This is a genomic window from Zoogloea oryzae (genome assembly GCF_030161255.1).
In the GTDB taxonomy this organism is placed as follows: Bacteria; Pseudomonadota; Gammaproteobacteria; order Burkholderiales; family Rhodocyclaceae; genus Zoogloea; species Zoogloea oryzae.
On record NZ_BSPX01000021.1, the window covers coordinates 1 to 13,030 of the forward strand.

The 13,030-nt window shown below is 65.1% G+C and carries 17 protein-coding genes and 1 tRNA gene; 11 read left to right on the plus strand and 7 right to left on the minus strand.

Features of this window, described 5'->3' with window-relative positions; translation table 11 throughout:
• The 4 genes from QQK25_RS08640 to QQK25_RS08655 all read left to right on the plus strand — a co-directional run.
• Nucleotides 1–517 (plus strand): SelB domain-containing protein (locus QQK25_RS08640; RefSeq protein ID WP_284187560.1); only part of this gene is annotated, 517 nt, incomplete at its 5' end.
• Nucleotides 518–560: 43 nt separating this feature from the next.
• Nucleotides 561–657, plus strand: a tRNA-Sec gene (locus tag QQK25_RS08645).
• Between the two features lie 22 nt (nucleotides 658–679).
• Nucleotides 680–1,156: a glycine cleavage system protein H gene (locus QQK25_RS08650; protein ID WP_284187561.1), complete on the plus strand. Its 477-nt coding sequence runs from the start codon at nucleotides 680–682 to the stop codon at nucleotides 1,154–1,156.
• Nucleotides 1,146–1,634, plus strand: a complete 489-nt coding sequence (locus QQK25_RS08655) for a DsrE family protein (protein ID WP_284187562.1) — start codon at nucleotides 1,146–1,148, stop codon at nucleotides 1,632–1,634. The genes QQK25_RS08650 and QQK25_RS08655 overlap by 11 nt, the downstream gene beginning before the upstream one ends.
• Here QQK25_RS08655 and QQK25_RS08660 read toward each other — a convergent pair whose 3' ends face one another.
• From QQK25_RS08660 to QQK25_RS08675, 4 genes are all read right to left on the minus strand, one after another.
• On the minus strand, nucleotides 1,635–2,540 hold the full coding sequence (locus tag QQK25_RS08660; protein WP_284187563.1) for a DMT family transporter: 906 nt from the start codon (nucleotides 2,538–2,540) through the stop codon (nucleotides 1,635–1,637).
• Between the two features lie 69 nt (nucleotides 2,541–2,609).
• On the minus strand, nucleotides 2,610–3,557 hold the full coding sequence (locus QQK25_RS08665) for an AEC family transporter (protein WP_284187564.1): 948 nt from the start codon (nucleotides 3,555–3,557) through the stop codon (nucleotides 2,610–2,612).
• An 80-nt stretch (nucleotides 3,558–3,637) separates the two neighbouring features.
• Complete coding sequence (tfpB, locus tag QQK25_RS08670) at nucleotides 3,638–5,449, minus strand: type IV pilus assembly ATPase TfpB (RefSeq protein ID WP_284187565.1); 1,812 nt, start codon at nucleotides 5,447–5,449, stop codon at nucleotides 3,638–3,640.
• 87 nt (nucleotides 5,450–5,536) lie between these two features.
• Nucleotides 5,537–5,740, minus strand: coding sequence for a hypothetical protein (locus tag QQK25_RS08675; protein ID WP_284187566.1), 204 nt, complete (start codon nucleotides 5,738–5,740; stop codon nucleotides 5,537–5,539).
• A gap of 179 nt (nucleotides 5,741–5,919) precedes the next feature.
• Between QQK25_RS08675 and QQK25_RS08680 the strand changes: the two genes are divergently transcribed.
• Both QQK25_RS08680 and QQK25_RS08685 read left to right on the plus strand, forming a co-directional pair.
• Nucleotides 5,920–6,204, plus strand: a complete 285-nt coding sequence (locus QQK25_RS08680) for a ComEA family DNA-binding protein (RefSeq protein WP_153162323.1) — start codon at nucleotides 5,920–5,922, stop codon at nucleotides 6,202–6,204.
• A gap of 116 nt (nucleotides 6,205–6,320) precedes the next feature.
• Entirely contained in the window at nucleotides 6,321–6,587 is a 267-nt protein-coding gene (locus QQK25_RS08685) for a hypothetical protein (protein ID WP_284187567.1), read from the plus strand.
• Between the two features lie 36 nt (nucleotides 6,588–6,623).
• Here QQK25_RS08685 and QQK25_RS08690 read toward each other — a convergent pair whose 3' ends face one another.
• The 3 genes from QQK25_RS08690 to QQK25_RS08700 form a co-directional block, all read right to left on the minus strand.
• The gene (locus QQK25_RS08690) at nucleotides 6,624–7,757 is read right to left on the minus strand and encodes a pyridoxal-phosphate-dependent aminotransferase family protein (RefSeq protein ID WP_284187568.1); all 1,134 of its coding nucleotides are present in this window, start codon (nucleotides 7,755–7,757) and stop codon (nucleotides 6,624–6,626) included.
• A gap of 43 nt (nucleotides 7,758–7,800) precedes the next feature.
• Nucleotides 7,801–8,274, minus strand: coding sequence for an SRPBCC family protein (locus QQK25_RS08695; protein WP_284187569.1), 474 nt, complete (start codon nucleotides 8,272–8,274; stop codon nucleotides 7,801–7,803).
• A gap of 386 nt (nucleotides 8,275–8,660) precedes the next feature.
• Nucleotides 8,661–8,930 carry a hypothetical protein gene (locus QQK25_RS08700; protein WP_284187570.1) on the minus strand — a complete coding sequence of 90 codons (270 nt, stop codon included), beginning with the start codon at nucleotides 8,928–8,930 and terminating at the stop codon, nucleotides 8,661–8,663.
• Between the two features lie 296 nt (nucleotides 8,931–9,226).
• Here QQK25_RS08700 and earP point away from each other — a divergent pair, with 296 nt between their 5' ends.
• The 5 genes from earP to QQK25_RS08725 all read left to right on the plus strand — a co-directional run bounded on the left by earP (nucleotide 9,227) and on the right by QQK25_RS08725 (nucleotide 13,024).
• On the plus strand, nucleotides 9,227–10,372 hold the full coding sequence (gene earP / locus QQK25_RS08705; protein ID WP_284187571.1) for an elongation factor P maturation arginine rhamnosyltransferase EarP: 1,146 nt from the start codon (nucleotides 9,227–9,229) through the stop codon (nucleotides 10,370–10,372).
• A gap of 56 nt (nucleotides 10,373–10,428) precedes the next feature.
• A complete protein-coding gene (gene efp, locus QQK25_RS08710) occupies nucleotides 10,429–10,989 on the plus strand; it encodes an elongation factor P (protein WP_153162328.1) in 561 nt (186 codons plus the stop codon).
• Nucleotides 10,990–11,161: 172 nt separating this feature from the next.
• On the plus strand, nucleotides 11,162–11,560 hold the full coding sequence (locus QQK25_RS08715) for a hypothetical protein (RefSeq protein WP_284187572.1): 399 nt from the start codon (nucleotides 11,162–11,164) through the stop codon (nucleotides 11,558–11,560).
• A 69-nt stretch (nucleotides 11,561–11,629) separates the two neighbouring features.
• Nucleotides 11,630–12,172: a YaeQ family protein gene (locus QQK25_RS08720; RefSeq protein ID WP_153162330.1), complete on the plus strand. Its 543-nt coding sequence runs from the start codon at nucleotides 11,630–11,632 to the stop codon at nucleotides 12,170–12,172.
• A 159-nt stretch (nucleotides 12,173–12,331) separates the two neighbouring features.
• Nucleotides 12,332–13,024 carry a response regulator gene (locus tag QQK25_RS08725; protein WP_284187573.1) on the plus strand — a complete coding sequence of 231 codons (693 nt, stop codon included), beginning with the start codon at nucleotides 12,332–12,334 and terminating at the stop codon, nucleotides 13,022–13,024.
• The last annotated feature ends 6 nt before the right edge of the window (nucleotides 13,025–13,030 follow it).

The window sequence follows — 13,030 nt, forward strand, 5'->3', positions numbered from 1 at the left end:
GCTCGCGCCGCAATTGCCCGCCGCCGCCTTCGCCGAATGGCTGGAGGCCTGGCTCGCCGACGGCCGCCTCGCCCGCACCGGCGCTGCCTGGCACCTACCGGATCACCGGGTCGAACTCGACGCCCGCGACCGGCGCCGCGCCGACACCCTGCTGCCGTGGCTGGTGGAACATCCCTTCGACCCGCCGTGGGTGCGCGACATTGCGCTGCGCCTGGGCGAACCCGAAGCCGCCACCCGCGACCTGCTCAAGCGCCTCGCCGCCCGCGGCGAAGCCTTTCAGGTGGTGCGCGACCTGTTCTACGCCCCCGCCGCGGTGCGCAGCCTCGGCCAGATCGCCGGCGAACTCGAAGGGGCGGACGGCGCCATCCGCGCCGCCGCCTTCCGCGACCGCACCGGCCTCGGGCGCAAGCGGGCGATCCAGATCCTCGAGTTCTTCGACCGCGTCGGCTTCACCCGCAAGGTCGGCCGCGGTCACGACGAAAAACACAGGATTCGCGGCGAATTGCCGCTAACGTGATTCGATATGCGCTAAAATTCGATCAAACGATTTTTTCCGAAACGGAAGGGATGCGTCCCCCGGTGGGGCGACTGGTCTTCAAAACCAGGAGGGGCCGTCAAGCGGTTCCTGGTGGGTTCGACTCCCATTCTCTTCCGCCAGATTTCCTGCCCGGAGCCCTCCATGGCCCAGCTGCGCGGCTGCGACTTTCCCGACGACCTGCTCTACCACCCGGACAGCCACCTGTGGTTTTCGCCGCTGGGTGGCGCGCGTTATCGGGTCGGCGTCACGCAGTTCGGCATCGCGCTCTCCGGCGAGATTCTGCTGTTCACGCCCAAGCCCCTCGGCGTCACGCTGGATGCCGGGCGCGGCTTCGGGCTGCTCGAAGCCGGCAAGACGGTCTTCCCAGTCAAGACGCCCTTCACCGCCCGCCTGATCGACGCCAACGCGGCGCTCGATCCGTCGGCCCGCGCCATGAACCGCACGCCCTTCGAGGCCTGGCTGGTGGAACTCGAAGCCGCCGAACCGCCGGCCGACGGCCTGCTGCTGGCCTGGCCCGAGGCCCAGCCGCAGATCGAACGCCTCATGGATCGCTACGCCTTCCGCGATCTGGCCGACTTTGCCGCGCCGCTGTTCCACGAGGACAACCGTGACTTCTAAGCGCCCCCAGGGGCGGGCTACGCCCAGCCTGCCCCCCGCGGGGGGCAAGGAAACTTCGGACGGCCCTGCGTTTCCTTCTGATCCCCGCCCGGCCGACAAGCTCGCGATCCTGGTGTGGGCAGCCGATCCGTCGCGGTCCGAGCTGTGCGCCACGCCGTTCTACTTCGCTGCTGCGGCGGCAGCGATGGATGTGGAGGTGGAGATGTACTTCACCGCCCGCTCGGTGGAACTGCTGCGGATCGGCGTGGCCGAGGGCATCCGCGCCGCCAGCGGCAGCGGGAACCCGGATGGCAAGACGGTGGCGGACTTTCGCCGCGAGGCGCTGGCCTTCGGGGTCAAGCTGTTCGCCTGCCCCACGGCGCTGGCCAGCCACGGCGTGCCGGCGGCCGAGCTGATCCCGCAGCTCACCGCCCAGGCCGGCGCCGCGGCCTTCATCGGCCGGACGCTCGACCCAGCCTGGCGCACCCTCAGCTTCTGATCAAGCCTTCGCCGCCTGCCGGCTCGCCAGCCAGCCGAACAGCGACAACAGCGCCAGCCCGCTGCCGATCAGCACGATGCCGGCGATCTCGCTGGCCGCAAAGGCCTCGCCCAGCGTGAGCCGCGACGACAGGATCGCCACCACCGGCGTACCCAGCACCGACAGGCTGGCCTCCCAGGCCGGCACCCGGTCGAGGATCCACACCCACAGCCACCAGCACAGGGCCACGCTCGCCACCGACAGGAAGGCCAGGATCAGCACGTAGTCCATCGTCCAGTGGGTCGGCTGGCCGGGCAGCACCGCGGCGATGATCGCCAGCGGGATCGAGCCGAAGATCATCTGCCACATGGTGAGCACCAGCAGATCCACAGGACGCGCCTGACGCAGCCGCTTGATGAGGATGGTACCCACGGCCCAGCACAGGGCCGCGCCGAGCCCCAGCGCCTTGCTGAGCAGGCTGGTGTGCATGTTCCAGGGCTCGATGATCAGCATCAGCCCGCCCAGGGTGCTGGCCGCCGCCAGCCACTGCTTGCCGCGCACCCGTTCGCCCAGCAGCGGCCAACCGAGCAGCAGTGTCCAGATCGGCATCGTGAAGATCAGCACCGCGGTCTTGCCCGGGCCGCCTTCCACCAGCGCCGATGTCTGCAGCAGCGTGAAGCCGGCCACCTGCACCAGCCCGATCAGCACCGTCGCCCCCGGCGCCGCCAGCCGCATCGACTTGCCCGACAGGCGCACCGCGAGGATCAGCGCCAGGGTGCCGCCCACACAGCGCTGGGCCGCCACCGCAAAGGGCGACGCGTAGGTGAGCGCCTGCTTGATCAGCACCCAGGTGTAGCCCCAGGTACAGGACAGCACGATCAGCGCGATCGCCGGCAGGAAACGGCTCAACGGGGAAGACGAGGGCATCGGCGACTCACGGAAAGGCAAAGCGGAAAGACCGCCGGCAGCCGGCGGAGTTCGCGGCGGCGGGCCGCATCAGGGTGGCGTCGCGCCCATCAGGGCCAGCGCCAGGGGTGTGGTCACCGACGACAGGGCGGTGGACAGGATCAGGCTGCCAGCCACCGGGCCTTCGATCAGCTTGAACTGGCGGGCCATCAGATACACGTTGGCGCCCACCGCCAGGGACGCCAGCATCACCACCACCTGGGTCTCCATGGTTGGCAGGCCGAGCGCCCGGGCCAGCAGCCAGACGATGGCCGGCTGAACCACCAGCTTGAGCACGGTGATCCCGGTGCTGATCCGCCAGCCTTCACGCACGCCGTACTCGGCCAGCCCCATCCCCAGCACGATCATCGCCATGGGCGCGGCGGCCTGGCCGATCATCGCCAGCGGCCGGTCGATGAGATCCGGCACCGCGAGCCCCGACACCCCGAACAGGCTGCCACACAAAATGCTCGCCACGATTGGGTTGGTCAGCACGCCGCGCAGGGTCTTGGCGAAGCCCTTCACCGAGAAGCTGCCGTGGCGCGCCCACTCGATGTTGATCGTCACCAGCGTCCACAGGATCAGCGAGTTGAACACCAGCACCAGCGCCACCGAGGGCATCGCCGCATCTCCCAGCGCCACCTTGGCGAGGGGAATCCCCAGGAACACGTTGTTCGAGAAGACCCCGCCCATCGCGAAGATCGACTGGGCCTGGCCATCCAGGCCGAACAGCTTCCAGCTCACCACCCGGCCGATGGCGAAGACGATCACGCAGCTGCCGAAGAAGGCGATCAACAGCCGGGCATCCACCGGCGGCAGGCGCGACAGGTCGCTCATCATGTGGAACAGCATCGCCGGCATCGCCACTGAGAACACGAAGCGCGACAGGTTCTCGGACATCGCCTTCGGCCAACCGGAAAAACGCATCAGCCCATAGCCGATGAAGACCAGCGCAAAGAAGGGCGCGGCCAGGTTGAGCTGGTGGAGAAAACCGGACATCGGAGGGGCGGGCGCAGATCGAAACCGCGCAGCCTAACCGATCTTGCTGCGCCGCGTCAGTTGCGGTTTGCCCGCGGGCGTCAGTGCCCTTCGTCGTCGGCGGGCGGAGCGACCTTGACCACTTCCTCGAGGGTCGTGATGCCCGCCGCCACCTTCGCCGCGCCCGAGAGCCGCAGCGGCCGCATCCCTTCGCGGATCGCCAGCTCGCGCACCCGGGCTAGGTCGAGATCGGCCGACACCACCTTGCGGATCTCCGGCGACATCAGCAGGATCTCGTACAGCCCGATGCGGCCCATGAAGCCGGTCATCCGGCATTCCATGCAGCCCACCGCCCGGTGGATGCGCGGCGGCCGGGCGACCTTCCAGGGCGCTACCAGGTGATCCCAGATCGCCTCTTCCTCGGGCGTCGGCGGGTGGGCGGCCTTGCAGTGGGGGCACAGCACCCGCACCAGCCGCTGGGCCATGATGCCCAGCAGGGTGGCGTTGAGCAGATAGGCCGGCGCGCCCAGATCGAGCATCCGGGTGATCGCCGACGGGGCGTCGTTGGTGTGCAGCGTCGAGAGCACCAGGTGCCCGGTGAGCGCTGCCTGGATCGCCATCTCGGCGGTCTGCAGATCGCGGATCTCGCCCACCATGATGATGTCCGGGTCCTGCCGCATCAGCGCCCGCACGCCCTCGGCAAAGCCCAGGTCGATGGCCTGATGCACCTGCATCTGGTTGAAGGCCGGCTCCACCATCTCGATCGGGTCTTCGATGGTGCAGACATTCACCTCCGGCGTGGCGAGCTGCTTGAGGGTGGAGTACAGCGTGGTCGTCTTGCCCGAGCCGGTCGGGCCGGTGACCAGGATGATCCCGTTCGGCCGGCCGGAGATCGACTTCCAGCGCGCCTCGTCCTGCTCCGAGAAGCCCAGCTCGACCATGTTGCGCACCAGCACCTCGGGGTCGAAGATGCGCATCACTAGCTTCTCGCCAAACGCGGTAGGCAGCGTGGCGAGGCGCAGCTCGACCTCCTTGCCGCTGGCCACCCGGGTCTTCACGCGGCCGTCCTGGGGCCGGCGCTTCTCCACCACGTCCATCCGGCCGAGGATCTTGATCCGGCTGGTCATCGCCACCAGCACCGGCATCGGCATCTGATAGACCTGATGCAGCACCCCGTCGATGCGGAAGCGCACCACGCCCATGTCGCGCCGGGGCTCGATGTGGATGTCGCTGGCGCGCTGCTCGAAGGCGTACTGCCACAGCCAGTCGACGATGTTGATGATGTGGCGGTCGTTGGCGTCGTACTGGCGGTTGCTCGCCTGGCCGATCTCCACCAGTTGCTCGAAGCTCGACAGGCTGCTGCCGCCCCCGTGGCCGCCGCTGCTCTGCACCGCGTTCTTCACCGAGCGGGCCAGGTTGTAGAACTCGACGAGGTAACGCGCCACGTCGGCCGGGTTGGCCACCACCCGGCGGATCTCCTTCTTCAGGATGCCGGCGACTTCCTTCTCCCACTCCCGCAGAAAGGGCTGGGTCGTCGCCACCACCACCTCGCGCAGCCCGACCTGCACCGGCAGCACGCCGAAGCGCGTCGCGTAGGCCGACGACATCACCGCGGTCACCGCGGCGAAGTCGATCTTGAGCGGGTCGATGCGGTAGTAGTCGAGCTTGACCCGCCCGGCCAGCCATTCGGTCAGCTCCTCCGCGCCCAGCGGGCGGTTCGGCGGCAGCTTCGACGGCCATTTCTGGCGGCCCACCAGCAGCAGCGGGTGGATGTCTTCCGGCTTGCGGGCCTGGGATGCCAGCAGCGCCTCGGCGTCCATCTGCGCGACAAGCCCGTCGCCCACCAGCATGTCGAGCACTTCGACAAGGGTCAGGCGGTGTTCGCGGGCGGTCTGGGCGGTGGCGGCGTGCATCGGCGGGGGACGATCAGGATTCAGGGCGAAAGATAACCCCGAACCCGCCACCACCGGCGGAAATTTGCCCAGCTTTACGCCAGCGGCTTACCAGCGCCGGCCGTAGTCGCCGCCCCGGTCACGATCCCAGCCGTGGCGCGGGCCACCGTGACCACGGTAGGGCGGCACCACCACCACCGGTGGCTCCACGTAGCGCGGATGGCGATGGCCGTAGTAGCCCGGGGCCGCCGGCGCAACGATGCAGCCGCCAAGGGAAGCGGCGAGGAGAACAGTGGCAATCAGGCGTTTCATGGAGCGCTCCAGCGAGGATGTCCCCCTTCAACGCGCGAAGCTGTCATCGGTTATGGCGAAAACAGTCTCCAAATGTTGCCGGACGTGCAGGCGACAACGAAATCAGTCATGAAAATTCCGCTTGCATTTAGTGTTATTTTTTACAGTAAAATACAAAGGTCATTTAACCGGAGAGCATCATGAAAAACATCCTGTCCCGCCTTGTGTGCGCCCTCGGTCTCGGCCTTGCCGGCATCAACCTCGCCTTCGCGGCGGTCAACATCAACACAGCCACCCCGGCCGACCTCGACGGCGTGAAGGGCATCGGCCCGTCCAAGGCCCAGGCCATCGTCGATTACCGCAGCAAGCACGGCCCGTTCAAGAGCCTGGACGACCTGAAGAACGTGAAGGGCTTTGGCGAAAAGAGCATCGCCAAGCTGAAGGGCGAACTGAGCGTGGCCGGCGGCGAAGGCGCGAAGAAGTAAGGCCTTCCGCCCCAATGGCGGTGGCCGCCGGCATGGCGCCACCGCCCGGGAAGCACCCCGACATCCCTCCGGACGGCGCAGAATGGCCCTTGGCCTGCCCTTGTCCGGAGAACACCATGCCAACCAGCCCCAAAGATCCGCAACCCGGCCGTCGCTTTCCATCCCGCGCCCTGCCGGGCAGCGTCGCGTCCGTCGCCGCATCCTTGCTGCTGTGCGCCTGCGGCCTGGGTGACGCGGGCAGTAGCGCCGCCACCGCCGCGAAGCTCAAGGCCCAGGAGGCCGAACAGGCCAGGGCCGCCCAGGTCCAGATCACCAACCAGCTCGACGCCGCCCAGCAGCAGGCCGAGCAGCGCCGGAAAGAAATCGAGGCAGCCACCCGCTAGGGCCGGCTGCCTCGCTGGCACATCCGTAGAATCGGATCAGCCGCGGATCACCGTCTCCAGCGCCGCCAGGCACAGGGCGATGTTGGATGCGCGGCTCGAGTGGCCCATCAGGCCGATACGCCACACCTTGCCGGCCAGGGCGCCGAGGCCGGCACCGATCTCCAACCCGAATTCGTTCAGCAGACGCGCCCTACAGGCGGCCTCATCCACCCCCTGCGGCACCCACACCGTGTTGAGCTGCGGCAGACGTGCGTCTTCCCGCACCACGAAATCCAGCCCCAGCTTCTGCAGACCCGCCGCCAGGCGCAGGTGATTGTCGCGATGGCGCTGCCAGGCGGCCTCGAGGCCTTCCTCGGCGAGGATCACCAGGGATTCGTGCAGGCCGTACAGCGGATTGACCGGTGCGGTGTGGTGGTAGGTGCGCTTGGCGCCGCTCCAGTAGCCCAGCACCAGGCCCAGATCCTGGAACCAGCTGGGGCATGGCGTCGTGCGGGCACGGATGCGCGCCACCGCAGCTTCGGAGAAACTCACCGGCGACAGGCCCGGGGTGCACGACAGGCACTTCTGGCTGCCCGAATAGGCCGCGTCGATGCCCCACTCGTCCAGCAGCACCGGCACGCCGCCCAGGGACGTGACGCAATCCATGATCGTCAGCGCATCGTGGCGACGGGCGATGGCTGCCAGGGTTGCCGCATCCGACAGGGCGCCGGTGGACGTCTCGGCGTGCACGAAGGCGAACAGCCGGGCGTCCGGATTGGCCTTGAAGGCGTCCTCAACCTTGGCCGGATCCACCGGCTCGCCCCACGCATCCTCGACGATCACCGGCGTGCCGCCCAGGCGCCGCACATTTTCCACCATCCGGCCGCCGAACACGCCGTTCACGCACACGATGACCTTGTCACCCGGGGTCACCAGATTGACAAAACAGGTCTCCATGCCCAGCGAACCCGGCCCGGAAACCGGGAAAGTCAGGTCGTTGCGGGTCTGGAAGGCATAGCGCAGCAGCGTCTTCACCTCGTCCATCATGCCGACGAAGCTCGGATCCAGATGGCCGACGGTGGGCCGGGCAAGGGCGGAAAGCACCCGCGGCGGCACGTCGGAAGGCCCGGGGCCCATCAGGGTGCGCACCGGCGGCTGGAAGGATTGGATCGCGGGTCGTTCGATAGTCATGGGATCTCCTGCTGTTCTTGTCTTTTCGTGATCTGGCGTACGCCTACTGGGGCCGGCCGTTGGCGGCGATCATCCGGATGATGCGTACGGTGTCCACGTCCGACTCCCGGTAAGCGGACTTGACGAACTCGGACACCTGCAGGAATTCGCCCCGTGCAACGCCTTCAGGCAACGTGGTCTCGTAAGCGAAACGCAGGAACAGCCGCCCGGGCTCGGGCTGACCGACGCTGATCGTCAGCCTGCCGCCGGCGTGTTCGGCGTTGGCAGCCGATTCGAAGCACACCCAGTCGTAGAGCGCGAAGGTCACCGTGTCGCGGATGCGGACCTGGCCGAAATGCAGTTCCCGTTCGACCCGGTCGGCGCTACGGGACAAGATCACACAGCGTTCCAGTCCGGGCAGGAAGACCGTGGGTTCATCGACCCGGTACATCAGGCCGGCCCACACCTGCTCGCGGCTGAGGGGTTCGATGAGCGGATTGAGAGGGTCGTTGATCTCGATGAGGTGTTCGAAACGCAAGGCTCGCTCCGGAAGTCAGCTGCGCAGTGTATCGGTTCCGGTATCGCGCCGTCAGCCTGGTCAGGGCTGAATTTAACGCCTCACACCAAAAAAGTTTTGGAAGCCCATTTTGGGCTCCGGTTTGGCGAGCTGGCTGCAGAACTGGGTTTTATAAGTTTTCTATTTATATAAAAGATACTGTTAACTATGCTCGGGCTGTTTCTGTGGATAACCCGATAAAACCCTTTTTGTTCATATATTTGTTCACTTGAAAAAGCTCTGGAAAGGGCGCCTGTTAACGCTTGGACGAATTGGGGAGGGTTTTTCAGTCTTGCGCTGAATCACCGCTTGCCCACAGTTTGTACCCGTCCTGTCCGCCACTTTGTGCACAGATTGCCCGCCGGAACTCACAGCATCCGGGGCATCGGGTACTTGCGGGCAAAGTAGGTGTAGGCCTTGCGCAGGTCACGCTCCCGGAAGATGTCGTGGCTCTCGGCCGCCTGGGCGATCTGTTCCCGGAACATCTCGTGCAGGGTGTGGATGCCCCGTTCGGTGCGAAGCAGCTCGCGGGCCAGGGCGGTGGCCTGGGCGTCGGAAAGCTGGGTGGTTTCGTTGACGATCTGGACGGTTTCGTTGTCCAGGTCGATGAAATCCCTGAGATCGATGATCGACAGCATTGCGGTTACCTCTCTTGTTTCTGACTCCGGCCAGCGCCGTCCTGGCCCCTGTGGTCTCCGCAACAGGGTGTTGTTAGTTTTTATTTATATGTAAACACTGTTTACGTTAACGCTTTCCGGTTTTCTGTGGAAAACCCCCTTTAGTCTAACGCATTCAGCCACTTGGGCAGTTCATAAGTCTGTCGACACGGCAGGGCACGAAGTGTGTGCGGATTGTTGAGGAATTTCAGCCTCGCGCCGTTTACCCGGTTTGTGCACAATCTGTCAGTCCACCTTTCCCCGGTTTGTCCCCAGCCTTGACCCTCTCCCATTCTCCAGCGCCCTGCTGGGACATCTTTTGCGCCGTTGTGGATAACTTTGGTGACGTGGGTGTCTGCTGGCGGCTTGCCCGTCAACTGGCGGCCGAACACGGCATCGCTGTCCGCCTGTGGATCGACGACCTGAAAAGCGCCTGCCGCCTGGTGCCGTCGGTGCTTCCGGGGCTGGATGTGCAGCAGGTCGAAGGGGTGGAGATCCGCCAATGGACCGCGCCCTTTCCGGACGTGGAACCCGGCGCGGTGGTGATCGCGGCCTTTGCCTGCAGCCTGCCGGATGACTTTGTCGAGGCGATGGCCCGGCGCGATCCGAAACCGGTGTGGATCAATCTCGAATACCTGAGCGCGGAAGACTGGGTGGCCGGCTGCCATCGCCTGCCGTCGCCCCATCCGCGACTGCCGCTACGGCAGCACTTCTTCTTTCCGGGGCTGGATCGGCAGACCGGTGGCCTGCTCCGCGAGGCCGACTACGACGCCCGCCGGATGCTTTTTTCGCCCGCTGCGTTCTGGAAGGCGCTGGATCTGCCGCTGCCGCGTCCAGACGAGCTGCGGGTGTCGCTGTTCTGCTACGAAACGCCCGCCCTGGGTGAACTCCTCGAACTGTGGCGCCAGGGGCCGATGCCGGTCACCTGCCTGGTGCCGGAAGGGCGGGCGCTGCCTTGCGTGGCGCCGATCTTCGGCCTCACCGACCTGCGCGCCGGCGACCGCCTGGTGCGCGATGCCCTGACCGTGCAGATCCTGCCCTTCGTTGCCCAGCCCCGGTACGACGAGCTGCTGTGGGCCTGTGATCTGAATTTCGTGCGCGGCGAGGATTCCTTCGTCCGCGCCCAGTGGGCGGCGCATCCCTTCGTGTGGCACATCTACGTGCAGGACGAGGACGCCCACCTCGAAAAACTGGATGCCTTCCTGGCCCGCTACCGGCCGGGGCTGGAACCGGCTGCAGCTGAAGCCGTCACCGCCTTCTGGCAGGCATGGAACCGGGGCCAGGGCGCGGCCGCAGCCTGGTCGGCTTTCCGGCAGGCGCTCCCGGCGCTGGCCGCCCACGGCGAGGCATGGTCTGCCGGTCTGCGCGAGGCGGGCGAGCTCGCCCAAAACCTGGTGCAGTTCTTTAAAGATGAGATAGAATAATAAGTTACCTTTTATCCGTGGCACGTGCCGCGATCAACAGCACAGCAGGAAACAGCATGAAAACCGCAATGGAACTCCGCTCCGGCAACGTGATCATGGTGGGCAGCGACGCCCTCGTGGTTCAGAAGGCCGAATACAACAAGTCTGGCCGTAACGCCGCTGTCGTGAAGATGAAGCTCAAGAACCTGCTCACCGGCGCCCCGTCGGAGTCGGTTTACAAGGCTGACGACAAGTTCGAGATCGTCGTCCTCGATCGCAAGGAAGTGACCTACTCCTACTTCGCCGATCCGATGTACGTCTTCATGGATGCCGAGTACGAACAGTACGAAGTCGAAGCCGAGAACATGACCGACGCGCTCAAGTACCTGGTCGACGGCATGCCCTGCGAAGTGGTGTTCTACAACGGCAAGGCCATCTCCGTGGAACTGCCGACCACTGTCGTCCGCGAAGTCGAATACACCGAACCCGCCGTCAAGGGCGACACCTCCGGCAAGGTCCTGAAGCCCGCCCGCATCGCCCCCAGCGGCTTCGAGCTGTCGGTTCCGGCCTTCGTGGAAATCGGCGACAAGATCGAAATCGACACCCGCACCGACGAATACCGCAACCGCGTGAAGTAATCCTGGTGCAGCTGTCCGTCGAAAGAGGCCCGTCAGGGCCTTTTTCTTTGTCGGCCGATGTCATCCAATCGGCGGGTTCATGCGTTACGATGTCGCGTGCATTTGCAGTCGGGCACCCTGCCCCGACCCGCTCACCCGAGCACCCCTCAACATCCTGTTGGAGACTCATCCGATGAATACCCGTTCCGTTCTTCTCGCCGCCCTCCTCGCCATTGGCCTTGCCGCCTGTTCCAAGAAGGAAGAGCCCGCCCCCGCCCCGGCTCCGGCCCCCGCCGTTGCCGATGCCGCCAAGGAAGCTGCCCAGAAGGCTGAAGAAGCCGCCAAGCAGGCCGCCGAAGCTGCCAAGAGCGCTGCCGGCTCCGCCACCGATGCGGCCAAGGACGCCGCCGGCGCTGCTAAGGAAGCCGGCAAGGAAGCCGTCGACGCCAGCAAGGAAGCCGCGAAGGACGCCGTCGCTGCCGCCAAGGACGCCGCTGGCTCTGCGAAGGAAGCCGGCAAGGAAGCTGTTGCCGCGACCGCCGACGCTGCCAAGGAAGCCGCCGACAAGGCCAAGGCTGCCGTCGGCAAGTAAGCCGTCCGTCCAGCAGTCGAAACCGGGCCTTGTGCCCGGTTTTTCTTTTTCTGACCGAGCATTCCGTTCATGGCCCTCAAATCCACCATCTTCCGCGCCACCCTCAACGTCTCCGACCTCGATCGTGGTTACTACGCCGAGCACGGGCTCACCATCGCCCGGCATCCCTCCGAGACGGACGAACGGATGATGGTGCGCATCCTCGCTTTCGCCCTAAATGCCGACGAACGCCTGCAGTTCGGACGGGGCATTTCCACCGACGACGAACCGGCCCTGTGGCTGAAGGACGACACCGGCCGGATCCTCAAATGGATCGAGGTCGGCCTGCCTGACGAACGCCTGCTGCGCCGCGCTGCCGGACGGGCCGATGAGGTCATCGTGCTGGCCTATGGTGGCCGCACCGTCGATATCTGGTGGCAAAAGGAAAGCGCGACTCTCAGCCGTCTTCAGAACCTGAAGATTTTTTCGCTGAATGTGGAAAGTTCCCGCGCACTCGCCGGATTGGCCGAGCGCTCCATGGAATTAGGCTGCACCATTCAAGATGGGGAAGTTTGGTTCTCCGCCGGGGAAAAAACCCTGTCGATTATTCCAGAATCTATTTTCGCGAATTGATTGGTTTTAATGAATCATTGACATGTTTTGAATTAACCCAAATTGGTTCAATTCATCGGAATGTCGGTCGTGATTTCCGTCACATAGATCGAAGGTTATAGAAGGGAATTCCGTTCGCCTCTTTGCATAATTTGACAATCATTTGTCAGATTGTGATTCATGGACCGCCACGAAGTCGAAACGCACCTTGTCGGTGATTTTGATGACATCTCGCTTCATGAACTTGCGAACCGGGAATTCCCCATGTCGACAGCTGTTCTGTTTGTTACCACCGATGCCAGGGTCGTTCCGCCGGGCCTCGTGAAGGTCGCGAAGATCACCGATTCCGTCGAGGACGCGCTCAGGATGTGCGCATCCGCGAGCTTCGGTGCGGTCTTCTGCGACGCAGCGTCCCTGGCCAATGGCGGCAGCGGTTTCCGCCTCGGAAGGCAGATGCGCCGCAACGGCATCGCGACGCCGCTATTCCTCATGACGAATTCGCTGCTTTCCGGCATGGAAGGCATGGCCGTCGCTTCTGGTGCGACGGGATTCATCAGCCGCACGGCAGCGGCAATTCTCGATGCGCTCAAGTCGGTTGCGATGGGGGTCGTCCCATCCGCCGAGCCCGCCCTGAAAGCGGTGGCGAGAATCGATCAGCCCCTTCCCGAAATTGACGTCGTGATAGAAGGCGCGCGAATCCTGCTCAGGAAATACGCGGGCCCGGTCGCCAGCATGATGGTCGATGACGTTCTCGACGAGCTCTATTCAAAACATCCCGATGGTGTTCCTGTCGGTGTCTTTGCCGAAGCTGTTGCCGCCCATGTGAATAGCGGCAAGGCGCGGTCCGATTTTCTCCGTGAATTGCTGGCCTGACCGAAA

Excerpts from the sequence above, each read along its gene's own strand:
- efp (WP_153162328.1), top strand. The coding sequence starts at position 10,429 with ATGAAAACCGCAATGGAACTCCGCTCCGGCAACGTGATCATGGTGGGC.
- QQK25_RS08680 (WP_153162323.1), top strand. The coding sequence starts at position 5,920 with ATGAAAAACATCCTGTCCCGCCTTGTGTGCGCCCTCGGTCTCGGCCTT.
- QQK25_RS08675 (WP_284187566.1), bottom strand. The coding sequence starts at position 5,740 with ATGAAACGCCTGATTGCCACTGTTCTCCTCGCCGCTTCCCTTGGCGGC.
- QQK25_RS08720 (WP_153162330.1), top strand. The coding sequence starts at position 11,630 with ATGGCCCTCAAATCCACCATCTTCCGCGCCACCCTCAACGTCTCCGAC.
- QQK25_RS08665 (WP_284187564.1), bottom strand. The coding sequence starts at position 3,557 with ATGTCCGGTTTTCTCCACCAGCTCAACCTGGCCGCGCCCTTCTTTGCG.
- QQK25_RS08725 (WP_284187573.1), top strand. The coding sequence starts at position 12,332 with ATGGACCGCCACGAAGTCGAAACGCACCTTGTCGGTGATTTTGATGAC.
- tfpB (WP_284187565.1), bottom strand. The coding sequence starts at position 5,449 with ATGCACGCCGCCACCGCCCAGACCGCCCGCGAACACCGCCTGACCCTT.
- QQK25_RS08690 (WP_284187568.1), bottom strand. The coding sequence starts at position 7,757 with ATGACTATCGAACGACCCGCGATCCAATCCTTCCAGCCGCCGGTGCGC.
- QQK25_RS08715 (WP_284187572.1), top strand. The coding sequence starts at position 11,162 with ATGAATACCCGTTCCGTTCTTCTCGCCGCCCTCCTCGCCATTGGCCTT.
- QQK25_RS08685 (WP_284187567.1), top strand. The coding sequence starts at position 6,321 with ATGCCAACCAGCCCCAAAGATCCGCAACCCGGCCGTCGCTTTCCATCC.
- QQK25_RS08660 (WP_284187563.1), bottom strand. The coding sequence starts at position 2,540 with ATGCCCTCGTCTTCCCCGTTGAGCCGTTTCCTGCCGGCGATCGCGCTG.
- QQK25_RS08700 (WP_284187570.1), bottom strand. The coding sequence starts at position 8,930 with ATGCTGTCGATCATCGATCTCAGGGATTTCATCGACCTGGACAACGAA.
- QQK25_RS08650 (WP_284187561.1), top strand. The coding sequence starts at position 680 with ATGGCCCAGCTGCGCGGCTGCGACTTTCCCGACGACCTGCTCTACCAC.